Genomic DNA, 17,818 nt, shown 5'->3' with positions numbered 1-17,818 from the left:
GTCATCAATGTTTCATACGTCGTTGACACCCTGCGTCGCGAAACGCCGGTGTTTCACCGTGCGTCCGATCTCAGCCGTGCCCGCACAGGACTCCCCCATGACTTCCGCTCGTCGCTTTCATGTCACACCGCTGGCGCTCGCCCTGGCAGCGCTGCTTCCGGGCGTTGCGTACGCCATCACACCGGTTGCCGACCCAGTCGCAGACGCACCGGCAGCCGATACATCCGCAGCCGTGGCCGGTGCCGCCAACAACGCCACCCAGCTGGATGCGATCAACGTGGTGTCGCAAGGCAGCACGCGGCAGGTGCAGCGCATCAGCCGGCAGGACATCGAGCAGCTGGCACCGGGCAGCAGCGCCTTCAAGGCGGTGGAAAAACTGCCGGGCGTGCAGTTCCAATCGGCCGACCCGTTCGGCACCTACGAATGGTCCGCACAGGTGACCCTGCACGGCTTCGATCAGAGCCGCCTGGGTTACACGCTCGACGGGATCCCGCTCGGCAACATGAGCTACGGCGTCACCAACGGCCTGCATATCACCCGCGCCATCATTTCGGAAAACCTCGGTTCGGTGGAGATCGCGCAAGGCGCCGGTGCGCTCGGTACTGCGTCCAACACCAACCTGGGCGGCACGATGCAGTTCTATTCGGCCGATCCGCAATCCACGCCGGGCCTGCGGCTGGTGCAGACGGTCGGCAGCGATGCGACGCGTCGCACCTTCGTGCGTGGCGACACCGGCGATCGCAATGGCTTGTCGGCGTATCTGTCCTATGCCAACGCCAGTACCGACAAGTGGAAAGGCTTCGGCGACCAGCAGTCCGAGCAGGCCAACCTCAAGACCGTGTACCAGTGGGGCGACGGCAATCGCCTGAGCCTGTTCGTGGATACCTCGCGGCGCAAGGAATACGACTATATGGATCTGTCGTTGACCAGCCAGCGCGTGCTGGGCTGGGACTACGACTATCTGCAGCCGGATTGGGCCACCGCCGTGCAGATGGCGCGCGCCTACCAGACCACCGGCGCGACCAGTGGCGTGGCCAACGGCTATCCGCAATCGCTGGCCGGGCTGCCCAGCGATTACAGCTGGCTCGATGCCAGCTACTACGCCGGCGGCGGTCTGCGCCGCGACAATCTGGCCGGTTTGTCGGGCACGTTCGTGTTCGGCGATGCAACGCTCGACGCCTCCGGCTATTACCATGGCAATCGTGGCGAAGGTCAGTGGGTGACGCCGTATGTGCCGACGTCTGCGCAGGTGCCGGTGTCGATGCGCACCACCGACTACGGCCTGGATCGTTTCGGCGGCACCAGCGCGCTGAAATGGTCGTGGGGCAACCATGATCTGGAAGCCGGTGTCTGGGCAGAAAACGCACGTACCACGCAGGAGCGCAACTATTTCGCACTCGGTGCCGACGGGTACACCTCGTTGTACAACGTGTACGCAGCGCAGACCCCGTTCCGTCGCGATTTCCTGCAGCGCTACACCACCCAGACCCGCATGCTGTATCTGCAGGACACCGTGCGTCTGCTCGACGACCGCCTGACGCTGAACTACGGCGCAAAGGCGCTCAGCACCACCACACGCGCACAGTCGCTGGTGCCGACCAACTCGCTGGCGCAGGGCCGCATCCGCGCCGAAGACAACTTCCTGCCGCAGGTCGGCGTGAACTACAAGCTGGACGAGCGCCAGGACCTCTATGCGTCCTACAGCAAGAACATCGCCGCGTTCGGCTTCACCCCGTTCGGCACCTCGCAGGCCGCCTTCGACCGTAGCCGCTCCACGCTGGAGCCGGAAGAATCGCAGACCGTGCAGGTGGGCTATCGCGTGCAGGACGCGCAATTCCAGCTCTCGGCCGACGCCTACTTCACCAAGTTCTCCAACCGCCTGCTGACCACATCGCCGTGCAGCGCGGTGCAGACCTGTGCGGCAATCCTGAGCAACGTCGGCGCCGTCCACAGCGCCGGCGCCGACCTGGCCTTGATGTGGCGCCCGACCGAAGGCCTGAGCTGGTTGAACTCGCTGTCGTGGAACCGCTCGCGCTATCAGGACGATTACCTCAACAACGGCGTGGTCGCGACATCCGGTAAGGACGTTGTGGGCATCCCTGCGTTGATGTTCTCCTCCAGCGCCAGCTACCAGATCGGCAACCTGCGCCTGGATCTGGACGGCAAATACGTCGACAAGCGCTACATCAGCTTCCTCAACGATTCGCAGGTGCCCTCGTACTGGCTGTTCAATGCAGGTGCGCGCTACGACTTCGGCCGTGTCGGCGGCGTGGCCGATGTGGCGTTGGCCCTCAACATCACCAACCTCACCGACAAGCGCTATTTCGCCAGCACCGGCACCAACGGTTATGTCGCCTCCGACCCGGATGGCTACAACCAGACGATGGTGGTCGGCGCACCGCGCCAGTACTTCATGAGTCTGGACGTGAAGTTTTAAGCAACTCTGCACCACTTGAAGCGCCCTCATCCGGCGCTACGCGCCACCTTCTCCCGCGTGCGGGAGAAGGTGCATGCCGACGGTGCCCCGACGCCTCAAGCCGGTCCGCCGATTCCCTTCCCAGCCTTCATGCTTGCTCGGCGCATCCGCATCCCGGCTTTATCTGCTTCCTGTCTCCCTGCCTTCCTGCGTTTCCTTTCTGCCTTCCCTGCGTGGTGGCCTCCTTGCGTGGTGGCCTTCTTGCGTGGTGGCTCCTTGCGTGGTTGCTTCCCTAGCTTGTTGGCTTGCCTGTTTCTCGACGTCCCTGCCCTTCCCCCGCCTGCGGGGGAAGGTGCCCGAAGGGCGGATGGGGGCACCCGCCCGGCAACAGACGCATGCTGTCTGCCAAGCAACCCAGCGCCACCGTCGCCCCCACCCGGACTGCAAGCACCAGCGCAGACCATGGTTCTTGCACCGCCACATGGAAGCCACCTCGCCCCGCATATAATTGGCGCCTTACTTTCCACTCAGCAGGCCCGCCAGATGGCGCAGACAATGAAGGCGCTGGTCAAGCGCGAAGCGAACAAAGGCATCTGGCTGGAACAGGTTCCCGTGCCCGCGCCCGGCCCCAACGAGGTATTGATCAAGCTGGAAAAGACCGCAATTTGCGGTACCGACCTGCACATCTACCTGTGGGACGAGTGGAGCCAGCGCACCATCAAGCCCGGCCTGACCATCGGCCATGAGTTCGTCGGCCGCGTGGCCGAGCTCGGTTCTGCGGTGACTGGCTACCAGGTCGGTCAACGCGTCTCTGCCGAAGGCCACATCGTCTGCGGGCATTGCCGCAACTGCCGCGGTGGCCGCCCGCACCTGTGCCCCAACACGGTCGGCATCGGCGTCAACGTCAACGGCGCATTCGCCGAGTACATGGTGATGCCGGCATCCAACCTGTGGCCGATCCCCGACCAGATCCCGTCCGAGCTGGCCGCGTTCTTCGACCCATACGGCAACGCCGCGCATTGCGCGCTGGAATTCGATGTGATCGGCGAAGACGTGCTGATCACCGGCGCCGGCCCGATCGGCATCATTGCCGCCGGCATCTGCAAGCACATCGGTGCGCGCAACGTGGTGGTCACCGACGTCAACGATTTCCGCCTCAAGCTGGCCGCCGACATGGGCGCCACCCGTGTGGTCAACGTCTCCAAGACCTCGCTCAAGGACGTCATGGCCGACCTGCACATGGAAGGCTTCGACGTCGGCCTGGAAATGAGCGGCAACCCGCGCGCCTTCAACGACATGCTCGATTGCATGTATCACGGCGGCAAGATTGCCATGCTCGGCATCATGCCGCGCGGTGCCGGCTGCGACTGGGACAAGATCATCTTCAAGGGCCTCACCGTGCAGGGCATCTACGGCCGCAAGATGTACGAGACCTGGTACAAGATGACGCAACTGGTGTTGTCAGGCTTTCCGTTGCACAAGGTGCTGACCCATCAGATGCCGATCGACGATTTCCAGAAAGGCTTCGACCTGATGGAAGAAGGCAAGGCCGGCAAGGTCGTGTTGAGCTGGAACTGATCGGCGCATACGCTTCAACGCAAAAGGCGCCGCTCGGCGCCTTTTGCATGTCCATCTTCAGAAATGCCGACAAACGCGGCAAGCACTCCTGGTGCGGACGGAGCACTTCAGGAAACGCATGGTCTGCGAGGATGCAGAAAGGCTCTCAATGGGTCGAGGGCGCGATGCCCTCAGCGCTCGCGGGACACGCCGCAAGTACGTCCTTGCAGGCTAGATGGCGGTATCCATGCCGCCAACGTTCCCGCAAGCGGCGAGGACATCAGATAGGTTTGGTGACCGCGTAAGAAAGCGCTTCTGGCTCGACCTATAGTGGATGTTGAGCCTGTGCATCATGGTCGAACAGCCCGCATCGCGCATTGCTTGCACCATGCCCACCGACCATCTCCGATGGCCCTTGTCCGCCCACCGTCGCGGGACCTTATGCGGCATGGATGCCGCATAAGAGCCTACAAGGACGTACTTGCGGCGTGTCCTGCGATGGTGGGCGGGCAAGGGCCCTGCAGCCAAGCAGCAGATCAACCGCTCGACAAGCGATCCATCCGCACGATGCAATCATTCAAAGACAAACCAATCGAGATTTAGAGCCCTAACGTCGTCCAGATATAAGGCGAACAATCCGAGCATCGATTCTTCCCGCCCCACCACGACACAACCAGGGCGTCAGAACCACTGCTCAGGCGCTGCACTCACGGCCAAGTGACCGTGGCAGTGGCCACCAGATGGTTCTGCGAATTCTGCCGCCCGAAGCCGAATTCGGCCGCCTTGCTGGTGTCGTAATAGCCCACGCTCAAGCCCAGCGGGCCGAACGCCTTGCCCACGTTCACGCCGAAGTCGTTGTAGTCGTGATCCACCTGGCTGAGCGACGAGGTGTAGATGCTGTGTCCCGCATGCGCGCCGAACGTGAAGTCGTACGGCAACGACCAGTTGGCATCCACTGCGTAGTAGTAGCCGTCGGTATCGGAGCCGTACAAGTCGTTGGTGTAGGCGATGGTGACGCTATAGGTCTTCAGAAACGTGGTCTTGGTGATCAGTTCTGCGTAATTGGAGGCGCCCGCTCCCAGGTATTGGTAGCGATTGAGCAGCACATCGACATTCCAGTTGCTGCCCAGGTCGGTGTTGTAGCCGACAAAGCCGTCCACTTCCCAATCCGGGTCGCCGGCGCCGTAGTCCACATTGGAGGTCCAGGTGCCGAAATACAGGCCTAACGGCGTCTTATAGGTCAGCCCGGCCTGGAAGGCAGGCGCTTCATTGGTCTGCGAGATGCCGCGAAACAGATAGTCGCTGGTGACCGCGAAGGTGCCACTGAACGGCGACGCGGGCACGTCTTCATCCTGCGCCTGTGCCAACGGCACCACACTGAGCATCAGTAACGACAGGCAACACGCGAGCGAGGACGGCTTCATGGACATCTCCTGAAACAAGGGACGATTGGATATGCGATGCAGTACCGCACTGACGTTATTAGTCCAACCGTCATTGCAGTGCAACATAAAAGTCGGGTTCGCTTGACCCAGCGCACAACCTGGAGCGCCGATGGCGTTGATCTGGGTGCTATCTCATCGACCGATAACACAGAATCTTGATGCATCACCCTCGGGATTGGCGGGGGATTAGGGACTGGTGACAGCCAAGGCGCACGGCGCATGCAGTGCGATTCGCTGTTCCTGTTTCCTCACCCCGCGCGCAAGACCAGACGCAGCCGGCGCTGCATCACGCCGGAAACACCCCGTACTGCCGCGCAGCCAGGCGCAATTGCTGCCCTGGCTGAAAGCTGCCCGCCGAGGCCGGCAGCTCCACTTCCACTTCGTTGCCTGCAGGCTCCAAGGTTGCGCGCAGGCGCAGGCGCGCACCGCTGCGCTGCGACCATGCCACCGTGGCCGGCCAGCCGGCATCGTCCGGCACCAGATCTTCCGGTCGCACATAGACCTCGACCGGGCCGGCCGCCAGCGCGGAGTCCGACGCTGGCAGCGCATGCCCGGCGACCTGGATCTGCCCCTGCGCCAGCACGCCGGGAAGACGGTTTACCGCACCCACGAACGAATACACGAAGGGCGAGGCCGGCTTGTCGTAGATCATTGCCGGCGTATCGAGCTGCTCGATGCGCCCACGGTTGAGGATCGCCACGCGGTCGGCCAGTTCCAGCGCCTCTTCCTGATCGTGGGTCACGAACACCGTGGTCAGGCCAGTGCGTTCGTGCAACTCGCGCAACCAGCGGCGCAGGTCACGGCGAACCTGCGCGTCCAGCGCGCCGAAGGGTTCGTCCAGCAGCAGCACGCGCGGCTCGATCGCCAGCGCACGCGCCAGCGCCACACGTTGCCGTTGGCCACCGGACAACTGGGTCGGATAGCGCTGTTCCAGGCCCTGCAACTGCACCAGCGACAGCAATTCTTCCACCCGCGCGCGAATACGCGCTTCGGCCCAGCACTGCTTGCCACGCCGCACCCGCAAGCCGAAGGCGATGTTCTCGAACACGTCCATATGCTTGAACAGCGCGTAGTGCTGAAACACGAAGCCGACCCGGCGCGATTGCACGCTCATGCGGGTGGCATCTTCGTCGCCGAACAGCACCTGCCCGCCATCGGCGTGCTCCAGACCGGCCATGATCCGCAGCAGGGTGGTCTTGCCCGAACCGGACGGCCCCAGCAACGCCAGCAACTCGCCCTGGCGCACGTCCAGGGTGATGTCGTCCAGCGCGGTGAACGTCTCGAACTGCTTGCGCAGGCGGTGGATGCGGATGCCCATGTTCACCTCAGTGTCGGTGGTTGGCGGCGAGCGAATCGCCGTGCCGCCATTCCAGATACGTCTTCAGCGCCAGCGTCAGCAGCGCGGTCAATGCCAGCAGCGACGCGCACGCGAATGCGGCGCTGTAGGCGTATTCGTTGTAGAGAATTTCCACATGCAGCGGCAGCGTATTGGTGCGCCCACGGATATGCCCGGACACCACCGACACCGCACCGAACTCGCCCATCGCGCGCGCCGCGCACAGCAACACGCCGTACATCAGCCCCCAACGGATGTTGGGCAGGGTCACCCGCCAGAACATCTGCCACCCGCTCGCACCCAGACTCAACGCGGCCAGTTCCTCGTCGCTGCCTTGCTGCTCCATCAGCGGCATCAGCTCGCGCGCGATGAACGGGAAAGTGACGAAGGTCGTCGCCAGCACGATGCCGGGCAACGCAAACACGATGCGCGGCAGCTGGATCAGCATGTCGCCAAAAAACGGCAACTGCACGCGCCAGCCTTCGTCGATCAACGGCCACGCCCAACCGCCGCGACCGAAGATCAGCACGAAGATCAAACCCGCCACCACCGGCGACACCGAGAACGGCAGGTCGATCAGACTGACCAGCAACCGCTTGCCGGGAAACCGATGTTTGCTCACCGCCCACGCCGCCGCCACGCCGAACACCAGATTCAACGGCAGCACGATGGCGGTCACGATCAGGGTCAGCTTGATCGCCGACAACGCATCCGGGTCGACGATCGCGCGCAGGAAGGTGTCCCAACCACCGCGCAGCGCTTCGGCAAACACCAGCACCAGCGGCAACAGCAGGAACGCCAGCAGGAATACCAGGGCGCCCAGGATCATCAACCACTGCACCCAACGCGGCTCGTTGGTGGCCGACTCGGTGATGCGGCGGGCCTGATCGGACACGACGCGCGAGGGCAGCACCGAAGGCGATGACGAACCGGCATCGTTCATGCGGGTTTCCGTTGATAGCGCTGCAGGCGCGCCTGCAATGTGTTGACCACCAGCAGGATCACGAACGACAGCAGCAGCATGGCCGCGGCAATTGCAGTGGCGCCGGCATAGTCGAATTCTTCCAACCGGATGGTGATCAGCAGCGGCGCGATCTCGGTGGCATTGGGCAGGTTGCCGGCGATGAAGATCACCGAGCCGTACTCACCCACGCCGCGCGCAAACGCCAGCGCGAACCCGGTCAGCACCGCAGGCCAGAGCGCCGGCAACACCACCCGCGTGACCGACTGCCAACGCGATGCACCCAGCGTGGTGGCCGCCTCTTCCAGCTCGCGTTCGCTCTCGGCCAACACCGGCTGCACCACCCGCACCACGAACGGCAGACCCACGAACACCAGCGCCAGCACGATACCCAATTGGGTGTAGGCCACCTTGATGCCGATCGCCTCCAGCCAACGGCCGATCCAGCCATTGCCACCGTACAACGCGGTCAATGCGATGCCGGCCACCGCAGTCGGCAACGCGAACGGTAGGTCGATCACCGCATCGAACAATCGCTTGCCGGGAAAGCTGTAGCGCACGAACACCCAGGCCACCCAGGTGCCCATCACTGCATTGAACGCACCGGCCACGAACGCTGTTCCAAAGCTCACCCGCAGCGCCGACAGCACCCGCGGCTCGCTCCAGACCCGCCACAATCCGTCCCAACCCAGGCCGCTGGTCTTGACGAAGACGCCCAGCAACGGGATCAGCACGATCAATCCGAGCCAGGCCAGGGTAATGCCAAGACTCAAGCCCAGCCCTGGCATCACGCGTCGGCGCATTGGCCGCGCGGGATGAGGTGCAACCGACATCCGCATTGCCTACTTTTTTGCCTGGATCTGATCGAACATGCCGCCGTCGGCGAAGTGTTCCTGCTGCGCCTTGTCCCACGATCCGAACGCCTGTTCGATGGTCACCAGCTTGATCTGCGGAAAACGCGCCAGATCGGCGGGGTCGGCAAATTCCGGGTGACGCGGGCGATAGAAATGCTTGGCTGCCAGCTTCTGGCCTTCCGGTGCATACAGGTAGCGCAGGTAGTCTTCGGCCACCGCGCGCGTGCCGCGCTTGTCGACGTTCTTGTCGACCAGCGCCACCGACGGCTCGGCCAGGATCGACAATTTCGGCACCACGATTTCGAACTTGTCCTTGCCCAGCTCTTCGCGCGCCAGCAGCGCTTCGTTTTCCCAGGCCAGCAGCACATCGCCAATCCCCCGCTGCACGAAGGTGGTGGTGGCGCCGCGCGCGCCGGTATCCAGCACCGGTACGTTGCGGAACAGGGCCTGCATATAGCGCACGATGCGCTCGTGGTCGCCCTTGAAGATATGGTCGGCATACGCCCACGCAGCCAGGTAGTTCCAGCGCGCACCACCGGAGGTCTTGGGGTTGGGCGTCACCACTGCCACGCCCGAGCGCAGCAGGTCAGGCCAGTCGTGGATGTTCTTCGGGTTGCCCTTGCGCACCAGAAACACAATGGTCGAGGTGTACGGCGCGCTGTTGTCGGGCAGGCGCTTTTCCCAACCGCTGTCGATCAGTTTGGCCTTCTGCGCGATCGCATCCACGTCGTAGGCCAGCGCCAGGGTGACCACATCGGCTTCGATGCCGTCGATCACCGCGCGCGCCTGCTTGCCGGAACCGCCATGCGAGGTTTCCACCGTGACGGTGTCCTGCGGATGCTGCTGTTTCCAGTGCGCAGCGAAGGCGGCGTTGTAGTCGCGGTAGAACTCGCGGGTAGGGTCGTAACTCACGTTGAGCAGGCCGATGTCGCGTGCACCAGCCGGGCCGGCGAGCGCCAGCATTGCAGACAACAAGAGCGACACAAGACGGAAACGGGGGTGGGTCACAGCAATCTCCAGGCCGGTGGGGCGCAGCTGGTTGGGGGCCCAGCCGAACAGCAAGCATGCCATGCTGCGCAGCGGCACGCAGGCGGTGAAATGACATCAGGGCCAAGGCTTATGCTCATTTTGCATGACGTAGTGGTATGTCACCGTGATCGTTAACATTGTGCCTCTCCTTGCCACTGCGATCGCCATGACCAACGCACCTGCCGCGCTGACTGCCCACTACGCCGCCGAACTGGAGACCATCCAGGCCCAGGGCCTGTTCAAGTCCGAGCGCATCATCACCGGCCCGCAGTCGGCCCAGATCACCTTGGCCGACGGCCGCAGCGTGCTCAACTTCTGCGCCAACAACTACCTGGGCCTGGCCGACCATCCGGACATCATCCAGGCCGCCAAGGACGCGCTGGACACGCATGGTTTCGGCATGGCCTCGGTGCGCTTCATCTGCGGCACCCAGGATTTGCACAAGCAACTCGAGCGCACCATTGCCGAATTTTTCGGCACCGAAGACACCATCCTCTACGCTGCCTGCTTCGATGCCAACGGCGGTCTGTTCGAACCGCTGCTGGGCGAGCACGACGCGATCATTTCCGATGCGCTCAACCACGCCTCCATCATCGACGGCGTACGCCTGTGCAAGGCCAAGCGCTTCCGCTACGCCAACTGCGACATGGCCGACCTGGAGGCGCAGTTGCAGGCCGCCGATGCCGCCGGGTGCAAGACCAAGCTGATCACCAGCGACGGCGTGTTCTCGATGGACGGCTTCATCGCGCCGCTGGACGAGATCACCGCGCTGGCGCGCAAGTACAACGCGCTGGTGCATATCGACGAATGCCATGCCACCGGCTTTCTGGGCGCCACCGGCCGCGGCTCGGCCGAGGTCAAGGGCGTGCTGGACCAGATCGACATCATCACCGGCACCCTGGGCAAGGCAATGGGCGGCGCACTGGGCGGCTTCACCACCGCCAGGCGCGAGATCATCGAACTGCTGCGGCAGCGCTCGCGCCCGTACCTGTTTTCCAACTCGCTGCCGCCGCACGTGGTGGCTGCAGGCATCAAGGCGTTCGAGATGCTGGAAGCGGCCGGCGAGCTGCGCACGCAATTGGTCGAAAACACCCACTATTTCCGCGAGCGCATGACCGCCGCCGGCTTCGACCTCAAGCCCGGCGTGCATCCGATCAGCCCGGTGATGCTCTACGACGCGCCGCTGGCGCAGAAGTTCGCCGAGCGCTTGCTGGAAGAAGGCATCTACGCCATCGGCTTCTTCTTCCCGGTGGTGCCCAAGGGCCAGGCGCGCATTCGCACCCAGATCAGCGCCGCGCACACGCGCGAACATCTGGATCAGGCCATCGACGCCTTCATCAAGATCGGCCGCGAGCTCAAGGTCATTGACGCCTGAGCATGCGCACGGTGCTGCGCCAACGGCTGTTGCTGGCGGCGCACACCGATGCCCAAGCGCACTTGGTCGGCGGCCACTGGGAAACCCGTTGCCTGCATTGCCGTCGGCGTCTGCAGGTGCGCGCCGATGGCGAACCACTCGGGCACACCACGCTGGAACACGTGGTGCCGCAGGCTTGGTTCGGCCGCCGCGCTGCGACCGCGCTGTGTGCGCTGGTCGGAGACGACCCGAATGCGGCGCGCAACCTCGCCCTGGCCTGTGCCAGCTGCAATCACACCAAAGGCCGCCACCACGATGTCAACGGTGCCGGCAACACGCGTGCCGTTGAGGTCGTGAGCGCCCTGCTCAGCGCGCGTCTGGCGCGGTGGCGGGAGCCGCAGCCAGCGCCTTGACTTCGGCCGGGCCTAGCATCCGCCACGCTCCCTTGCCCAACTCGCCCATCGCCAGCGCACCGATCGCCACCCGCACCAGGCGCAGCACACCGATGTCCAACCCCGCCAGCAGGCGACGGATCTGCCGATTGCGCCCCTCGTCCAGCACGATCTCCAGCCACGCATTGCGCTCGCCCTCGCGCAGCACGCCGACGTGCTTGGCGCGCAGCAGCATACCGCCGCCCTCAGGATCGGGATCGACCACACCGGCCTGCAACTGTGCCAGCTGCGCAGCGCTCGGGCGGCAATCGATCTGCACGTGATAGGTCTTGTCCGGCCCGGTCGCGGGGTCGGTCACCGCCGCTGCCCATTGCGGATCGTTACTGAAAAGCAGCAGCCCCTCGCTGGCCTTGTCCAGCCGCCCGACCGGCGCGATCCACGGCAGGCCGGCGCCGTCGAAGCAGCGATACACCGTGTCCCTGCCCTGCTCGTCGCGCACCGTGGTGACCACGCCGCGTGGCTTGTTGAGCATCAAATAGACCCGCGCAGGCCCGGCCAATGGCTGACCATCGACTGCGATCGCTTCGTGTTGATCGGAACGGATCGGAAATTCGGGGTCGCGCACCACCCGCGCCGCCACGCTGACCCGCCCATCGGCGATCCAGCGCGCCGCTTCGGTGCGCGAACACACGCCGAGCTTGGACAACACCCGTGCCAGGCCATGCCGTGGTAAGGCGGTGGCAGCCGTTCCTGCGGCGGACGCGCGGGACGCGCCTGCCGATGCCGGACCAAGACTGCGCTGCCGGGACGTTGCCGGCGCAGGTCGCCGGGTCATCCCGTCCCGACCTGGCCGCTTACTTTTTTTCGACCGACTTGGCGTCGGCCGGCGGCGTTGCGGTTGCAGCCGGCGCCGGTGCGGCAGCGGCAGGCACCGGACGTGCCTTGACCACACGCACGCCGCGCGCCTTCATCCAGGCATCGAATTCTTCGGCGGTCATGCGCTTGCCGTTCTGGCTCATGTCAAAGCGCCACGGCGTGTTGTCGAACGCGGTGGTGGCCTTGTAGGCGGCCGGATCGTTCGGATTGACAGTGCCGCCGGGCGGAATGACCTTGGCCAGGTCCTGGCAACCTTCAACGCGCAGACGCAGCAGCACGCGGTCCACCGATTGCTCGCTGGTGTAAGGCTGGGCGAGCACGCCGGTGGGCATGCCCAATTGCACGCTGCGGGTATAGAACTCGGCAGCCGCCGGTGCGATGGCGGTGGCGGGCAACGGCAGCGGCTGGGACACCGTGCTGCCGGCGCAGTTCGGAGCGGCGTAGGCGGCGGGAATCAAGACGAGACAGAGCAATCCTGCCGTGGCGGTACGCAGCATCGGGTTCTTCCAGTATGAGGATGGTGTTGACGCGGCGAGTGTAGGCAGCGATGAACGCTGTTTCAACCGGAACCGTGCCCGGATGGCAACACAGACAGCATTGGCGGTAGATCAGCCCGCTTGTCCTGGCCCTACAAAGACAAAACCCGGCACAAGGCCGGGTTTTGTATGAAGCAAGCTAGCGGCCCAATTAGTTCTGGACGTTCAGCTCGGTACGACGGTTCTTCGCACGGCCTTCCGGATTGTCGGAACCATCCGGGTTGGCGTTCGGAGCAATCGGACGGCTCTCGCCGTAGCCGATCGGGCCGACCAGACGCGACGCGTCAACGCCGTTCTTGGTCAGGTAGTCGTACACGGTGGTCGCACGACGCTCGGACAGCTTCTGGTTGTACGCGTCGGTACCCTTCGAGTCGGTGTGACCGGCAACCTCGACCTTCAGGTCGGGGTAACGCTTCAGGATCTCGGTCGCTTCGCTCAGGATCGACACAGCGTCCGGACGCAGGGTCGACTTGTTGAAGTCGAAGTTCACGCCCTTCAGGTCGATCGAGACAGGAACCGGGCAGCCGTCCGGGCCGATAGTCTGGCCAGGCTGCGAAGCCGGGCACTTGTCGTCGCAGTTGTTGACGCCGTCACCGTCGTCATCCAGGTCTGCGCAGCTCGGGGCAACCGGAGCCGGAGCCGGCGGCGGAGCGGTCGACGGAGCCGGTCCCAACGGGATCACGACGCCGACCGAAGCCAGCACGTCGCCGAACCAGTCTTCCTGCGGAGCAGCAACGCTCTGGTCGTTGAAGTCAGCGCGGTAGGCCAACTCGGCACGCACGGCGACGCGCTTGTCGAAGGTGGTCTGCAGACCGACACCAGCCTTGGCGGCAAAGTTGCCGTCTTTCTGCTGGCCCGGCGAAACCGGGTTCGGGGTGGCGTCGAACTCTTCTTCCGAACGCTGATAGCCCAGACCGAACAGCAGGTAGGGGTTCCAGCCGCGGCCTTCCTGGATGAAGTGGCGACGCAGGTCGAACGAGATGCCGTACTGGCTCCAGTTCTGGTCCTGGTTGGCATCGAAGTTCGGGTTCTGATAGTTCAGCTCGCCGTCGATCGACCAGTTCGGGCTGACGAACTTGCCCAGACCCAGGGTGACGAACGGAGCATCATTGGTCAGACGATCGCTGTCCTGGAAGTTGAAGCCAGCGCTACCGGTCAGGTACCAACGGTCATCGAACTCCTGCGCGGAAGCAGCCTGGGCAACTGCCAGACCGCCGAGCAACGCGGCAGTGAGAATTTTCTTGTTCATTTATACAGCTCCTTCTTTGGGAGATAAAAACCGATAGAGGCGGTGTTCTTGGTAAAGATGCTCATCACATCCAGAGCCATCGGGGCGCAGATTAAGCCCGCTTCAGTGAAGATCGCGTTAACGGTCATATAACATGTGAAAGCAATCACCAGATCCGCCAAGCCCACACAATCCTACGTATACAGTTTTATGAAGGAAAGCGCTCATCGTTTGCATCGCGGTATCAGCACGGATGAACGGCAGCCCAATTGACCCAGGTGAATACGGTTCCGGATCGTCGGCAACGGGCGGCGGTTGTGTTGCGTGGCGACCACATTGGTGAACGCAGGAGCCTGTCCGAGCTGAATTGCACTGCCAGTGGTTGCGGGTGACGGCGCCACAACGCACCCTGAACTCCCCCACCCGGAGCGCTCAGATGAAAGCCGTCGCCATCACCCGCCACCTTCCCATCGACGATCCGGACGCCCTGTGCGACATGGAGCTCCCGGCGCCGGCAGCGCCATCTGGGTATGACTTATTGGTACGCGTCGAAGCGATTTCGGTGAATCCAGTGGACACGAAGGTCCGCGCGCCCAAGCCGCAGACGCTGGACGCGCCCAAGATCCTGGGCTACGACGCGGCCGGCGTGGTCGAAGCCATCGGCCCGGACGTCACCGCGTTCGTGGTCGGCGACGAGGTCTATTACGCCGGCGACATCGGACGACCGGGCAGCAACGCGCAGTATCAGTTGGTGGACGCGCGCATCGCCGGCTGCAAGCCGACCTCGCTGAGCTTCGCCCAGGCCGCAGCCCTGCCCTTGACCACGCTGACGGCATGGGAGCTGTTGTTCCAGCGCATGCCGTTTGCGTTCGACGGCGACCGCAATCGCGGCAGGCACCTGTTGATCATCGGCGGTGCCGGCGGGGTGGGGTCGATTGCGATCCAGCTGGCGCGGCATGCCGGTTTCACCGTGATCGCGACTGCCTCGCGGCCGGAAACCGTCGAGTGGGTGCGGCAGATGGGCGCACAGCATGTCATCGACCATCACCAGCCGCTGCACCCGCAGCTGCAGGCGCTGGGCATGCAGACGGTGGATGCGGCGCTCAACCTGGCCGACACCGATCGCTATTGGCAGCAGCTGGGCGAGATCCTGGCACCGCAAGGGCACGTGGGCCTGATCGTGGAACCGCGTGGCCCGCTGCCGATTGGCGACCCGTACAAGTCCAAGTGCATCGGCATCCATTGGGAGCTGATGTTCACGCGGTCTCGCTATGCGACCGACGACATGATCGAACAGCACCGCATCCTCAACCGCGCCGCCAGCCTGATCGATGCCGGCGAACTGCGCACCACACACACCGAGACGCTGTCGCCGATCAATGCGCAGCAACTGCGCGAGGCGCATCGGCGACTGGAAAGCGGCGGCACGATCGGCAAACTGGTCCTGGCTGGCTGGTAAGCAAACCGCGCTGGCTGGCTCCTTCAACGCAGTGGCGTGGGATAGGACTTACCAGGCCTGCGAAACAGTGCCCGACCTCGCCTGCCGGTGCCGCCGACACCGGCAGCATGTGTCAAGACTTGCCGACGAGCGCGTTTGCCTGCATCGTGCGCACTCCGTACGCCAGCGTATCCATGCTATGTCGCCCGCCACCGGCACGCCCGTCCCGCCCTACCCGCACCTGTTCGCCCCACTGGATCTCGGTTTCACGCAATTGCGCAATCGCGTCCTGATGGGGTCGATGCATACCGGTCTGGAAGACCGGGCGCGCGACTTCCCCAAACTGGCCGCGTATTTCGCCGAGCGCGCGGCCGGCGGTGTCGGCCTGATCGTCACCGGTGGTTTTTCCCCGAACGTGGTGGGCTGGCTCAAGCCCTTCGGCGGCAAGTTGTCGTGGCCGTGGGAAGTGCGCCCGCATCGCCAGGTCACGCAGGCGGTGCATGCGCACGGCGCCAAGATCTGCATGCAATTGCTGCATGCCGGGCGCTATGCCTATCACCCGCTGTCGGTGGCGCCTTCCAGGATCAAGGCACCGATCAACCCGTTCACCCCGCGTGCGTTGTCCACACGTGGCGTCGATCGGCAGATCGCCTCCTATGCACGCGCCGCACGGCTGGCGCGCGAGGCCGGCTACGACGGCGTGGAAGTGATGGGGTCGGAAGGCTATCTGATCAACGAATTCACCGCCGCACGCACCAACCGGCGCAACGATGCCTGGGGCGGCGATGCAGCCAAGCGCATGCGCTTTGCGGTGGAGATCGTGCAGCGGATCCGTGAAGCCTGCGGACCGGACTTCATCATCATCTACCGGCTGTCGCTGGTGGACCTGGTCGAAGGCGGCAACCAGTGGCAGGAGATCCTGGCGCAGGCGCAGGCGATCGAAGCGGCCGGGGCGACCATCATCAATTCCGGCATCGGCTGGCACGAGGCGCGCATCCCGACCATCGCCACCTCGGTGCCGCGCGCGGCGTTTGCCGGCGTCACCGCCAAACTCAAGCCGCACCTGCGCATCCCGGTGGTGGCGACCAACCGCATCAACATGCCGGACGTGGCCGAGCGCATCCTGGCCGATGGTGCGGCCGACATGGTGTCGCTGGCGCGCCCGTTGCTGGCCGACCCGCAGTGGACCAACAAGGCCCGCGCCGGCCAGTCGCAGGCCATCAATACGTGCATCGCCTGCAACCAGGCCTGCCTGGATCACGTGTTCGACAACAAGCTGGCCAGTTGCCTGGTCAATCCACGCGCAGCGCACGAAACCGAACTGATCTATGCACCGACCACCAATCCCAAGCGCATTGCGGTGGTCGGTGCCGGCCCCGCCGGCCTGGCCTGCGCGACGGTGGCGGCCGAGCGCGGCCACCGGGTCACCTTGTTCGATGCAAGCGATGCGATCGGCGGGCAATTCAATGTCGCCAAGCGCATCCCGGGCAAGGAAGAATTCAACGAGACCTTGCGCTATTACGGTCACCGTATCGAGGCCACCGGCGTGCAGTTGCGCTTGCACACACGCGTGCAGGCGGAGGATCTGAACGATTTCGACGAGATCGTGCTGGCCACCGGTATCGAGCCACGCAAGGTCAACTTCCCGGGCGCCGATCACCCAATGGTCGTCAGCTACCTCGACGTGGTACTGGGCCGCCATGTGGCCGCAGACAAGGTGGCGATCATCGGCGCTGGCGGGATCGGCTTCGATGTCGGCGAATTTCTGGTGCACACCGGCGAGTCGCCATCGCTGGACCCTGCGCGCTGGATGGCCGAATGGGGCGTGGACCCCAGCTTCGAAACCCGCGGCGCGCTGACCAAACCGCAGCCCGAGCACCCAGCCCGCCAGGTCTGGCTGCTGCAGCGCAGCCCCGGGAAACCCGGCGCGCGTCTAGGCAAGACCACTGGCTGGATCCATCGCGCCACGCTCAAGGCCAAGGGCGTCAAGATGCTCGGCGGCGTGGAATATCTGGGCGTGGACGATGCTGGCCTGCGCATCCGCGTGGAGGGCACCGAACAGTTGCTCGATGTCGGCACGGTGGTGATCTGCGCCGGGCAGGAACCACGCCGCGAGCTGCTTGCCGCGCTTCAGGCCACTGGCCAGCAGCCGCATCTGATCGGTGGTGCGGACGTCGCCGCCGAACTGGATGCCAAGCGCGCGATCGATCAGGCGTGTCGGTTGGCGGCGAGGTTGTAACGCGCCGCTGCGACGCCCTGATGGCGGCACCCGCCAGCGCTCACCAAGCGCGCATGTGCGTACGCGCGAGGCGCCGGCAACGGTACGGTGACAAGCAGGCCGACACAGCAGCGCGGCATCTCGATGCCTTGCTGGACACGCGCTGGTCTGGAGCGAG

15 protein-coding genes are annotated in these 17,818 nt (G+C 64.4%); 6 read left to right on the top strand and 9 right to left on the bottom strand.

Annotation, left to right across the window (positions count from 1 at the left end; genetic code table 11):
- Positions 1-7 precede the first annotated feature (7 nt).
- Both GGR62_RS05150 and tdh read left to right on the top strand, forming a co-directional pair.
- Complete coding sequence (locus GGR62_RS05150) at positions 8-2,437, top strand: TonB-dependent receptor (RefSeq protein WP_184406882.1); 2,430 nt, start codon at positions 8-10, stop codon at positions 2,435-2,437.
- A 522-nt stretch (positions 2,438-2,959) separates the two neighbouring features.
- Complete coding sequence (gene tdh, locus GGR62_RS05145) at positions 2,960-3,994, top strand: L-threonine 3-dehydrogenase (protein WP_184406881.1); 1,035 nt, start codon at positions 2,960-2,962, stop codon at positions 3,992-3,994.
- Positions 3,995-4,680: 686 nt separating this feature from the next.
- On the opposite strand, the gene GGR62_RS05140 is transcribed toward tdh, so the two are convergent.
- The 5 genes from GGR62_RS05140 to GGR62_RS05120 all read right to left on the bottom strand — a co-directional run bounded on the left by GGR62_RS05140 (position 4,681) and on the right by GGR62_RS05120 (position 9,577).
- Positions 4,681-5,397, bottom strand: coding sequence for a TorF family putative porin (locus GGR62_RS05140; RefSeq protein ID WP_184406880.1), 717 nt, complete (start codon positions 5,395-5,397; stop codon positions 4,681-4,683).
- Between the two features lie 307 nt (positions 5,398-5,704).
- Positions 5,705-6,736, bottom strand: a complete 1,032-nt coding sequence (locus GGR62_RS05135) for a sulfate/molybdate ABC transporter ATP-binding protein (protein WP_184406879.1) — start codon at positions 6,734-6,736, stop codon at positions 5,705-5,707.
- Between the two features lie 7 nt (positions 6,737-6,743).
- Positions 6,744-7,697 carry a sulfate ABC transporter permease subunit CysW gene (cysW, locus tag GGR62_RS05130; RefSeq protein WP_184406878.1) on the bottom strand — a complete coding sequence of 318 codons (954 nt, stop codon included), beginning with the start codon at positions 7,695-7,697 and terminating at the stop codon, positions 6,744-6,746.
- A complete protein-coding gene (gene cysT, locus GGR62_RS05125) occupies positions 7,694-8,554 on the bottom strand; it encodes a sulfate ABC transporter permease subunit CysT (RefSeq protein ID WP_184406877.1) in 861 nt (286 codons plus the stop codon). The genes cysW and cysT overlap by 4 nt, the downstream gene beginning before the upstream one ends.
- Positions 8,555-8,557: 3 nt before the next feature.
- Positions 8,558-9,577 (bottom strand): sulfate ABC transporter substrate-binding protein, encoded by a 1,020-nt coding sequence (locus GGR62_RS05120; protein ID WP_326520236.1) that lies wholly within the window; start codon positions 9,575-9,577, stop codon positions 8,558-8,560.
- A 187-nt stretch (positions 9,578-9,764) separates the two neighbouring features.
- On the opposite strand from GGR62_RS05120, the gene kbl reads away from it, so the two are divergent.
- The gene (gene kbl / locus GGR62_RS05115) at positions 9,765-10,973 is read left to right on the top strand and encodes a glycine C-acetyltransferase (RefSeq protein WP_184406876.1); all 1,209 of its coding nucleotides are present in this window, start codon (positions 9,765-9,767) and stop codon (positions 10,971-10,973) included.
- 2 nt (positions 10,974-10,975) lie between these two features.
- Positions 10,976-11,365, top strand: a complete 390-nt coding sequence (locus GGR62_RS05110; protein ID WP_184406875.1) for an HNH endonuclease — start codon at positions 10,976-10,978, stop codon at positions 11,363-11,365.
- On the opposite strand, the gene GGR62_RS05105 is transcribed toward GGR62_RS05110, so the two are convergent.
- The 4 genes from GGR62_RS05105 to GGR62_RS05090 form a co-directional block, all read right to left on the bottom strand.
- A complete protein-coding gene (locus GGR62_RS05105) occupies positions 11,319-12,179 on the bottom strand; it encodes a pseudouridine synthase (protein ID WP_184406874.1) in 861 nt (286 codons plus the stop codon). The two genes, GGR62_RS05110 and GGR62_RS05105, sit on opposite strands and share 47 nt — an antisense overlap.
- Before the next feature lie 19 nt (positions 12,180-12,198).
- Positions 12,199-12,717 carry a hypothetical protein gene (locus GGR62_RS05100; RefSeq protein WP_184406873.1) on the bottom strand — a complete coding sequence of 173 codons (519 nt, stop codon included), beginning with the start codon at positions 12,715-12,717 and terminating at the stop codon, positions 12,199-12,201.
- A 190-nt stretch (positions 12,718-12,907) separates the two neighbouring features.
- Positions 12,908-14,005: an OmpA family protein gene (locus tag GGR62_RS05095; protein ID WP_104532906.1), complete on the bottom strand. Its 1,098-nt coding sequence runs from the start codon at positions 14,003-14,005 to the stop codon at positions 12,908-12,910.
- The gene (locus tag GGR62_RS05090) at positions 14,002-14,166 is read right to left on the bottom strand and encodes a hypothetical protein (RefSeq protein WP_184406872.1); all 165 of its coding nucleotides are present in this window, start codon (positions 14,164-14,166) and stop codon (positions 14,002-14,004) included. Before GGR62_RS05090 ends, GGR62_RS05095 begins: the two co-directional genes overlap by 4 nt.
- A gap of 254 nt (positions 14,167-14,420) precedes the next feature.
- On the opposite strand from GGR62_RS05090, the gene GGR62_RS05085 reads away from it, so the two are divergent.
- Positions 14,421-15,443, top strand: coding sequence for a zinc-binding alcohol dehydrogenase family protein (locus tag GGR62_RS05085; RefSeq protein ID WP_184406871.1), 1,023 nt, complete (start codon positions 14,421-14,423; stop codon positions 15,441-15,443).
- A 178-nt stretch (positions 15,444-15,621) separates the two neighbouring features.
- Positions 15,622-17,661, top strand: a complete 2,040-nt coding sequence (locus tag GGR62_RS05080) for an NADPH-dependent 2,4-dienoyl-CoA reductase (RefSeq protein ID WP_184406870.1) — start codon at positions 15,622-15,624, stop codon at positions 17,659-17,661.
- Positions 17,662-17,818: the final 157 nt, after the last annotated feature.

The organism is Xanthomonas sp. 3075, from assembly GCF_014197275.1.
GTDB lineage: Bacteria > Pseudomonadota > Gammaproteobacteria > Xanthomonadales > Xanthomonadaceae > Xanthomonas > Xanthomonas campestris_B.
This window is presented reverse-complemented; position numbering and strand designations above follow the sequence as displayed.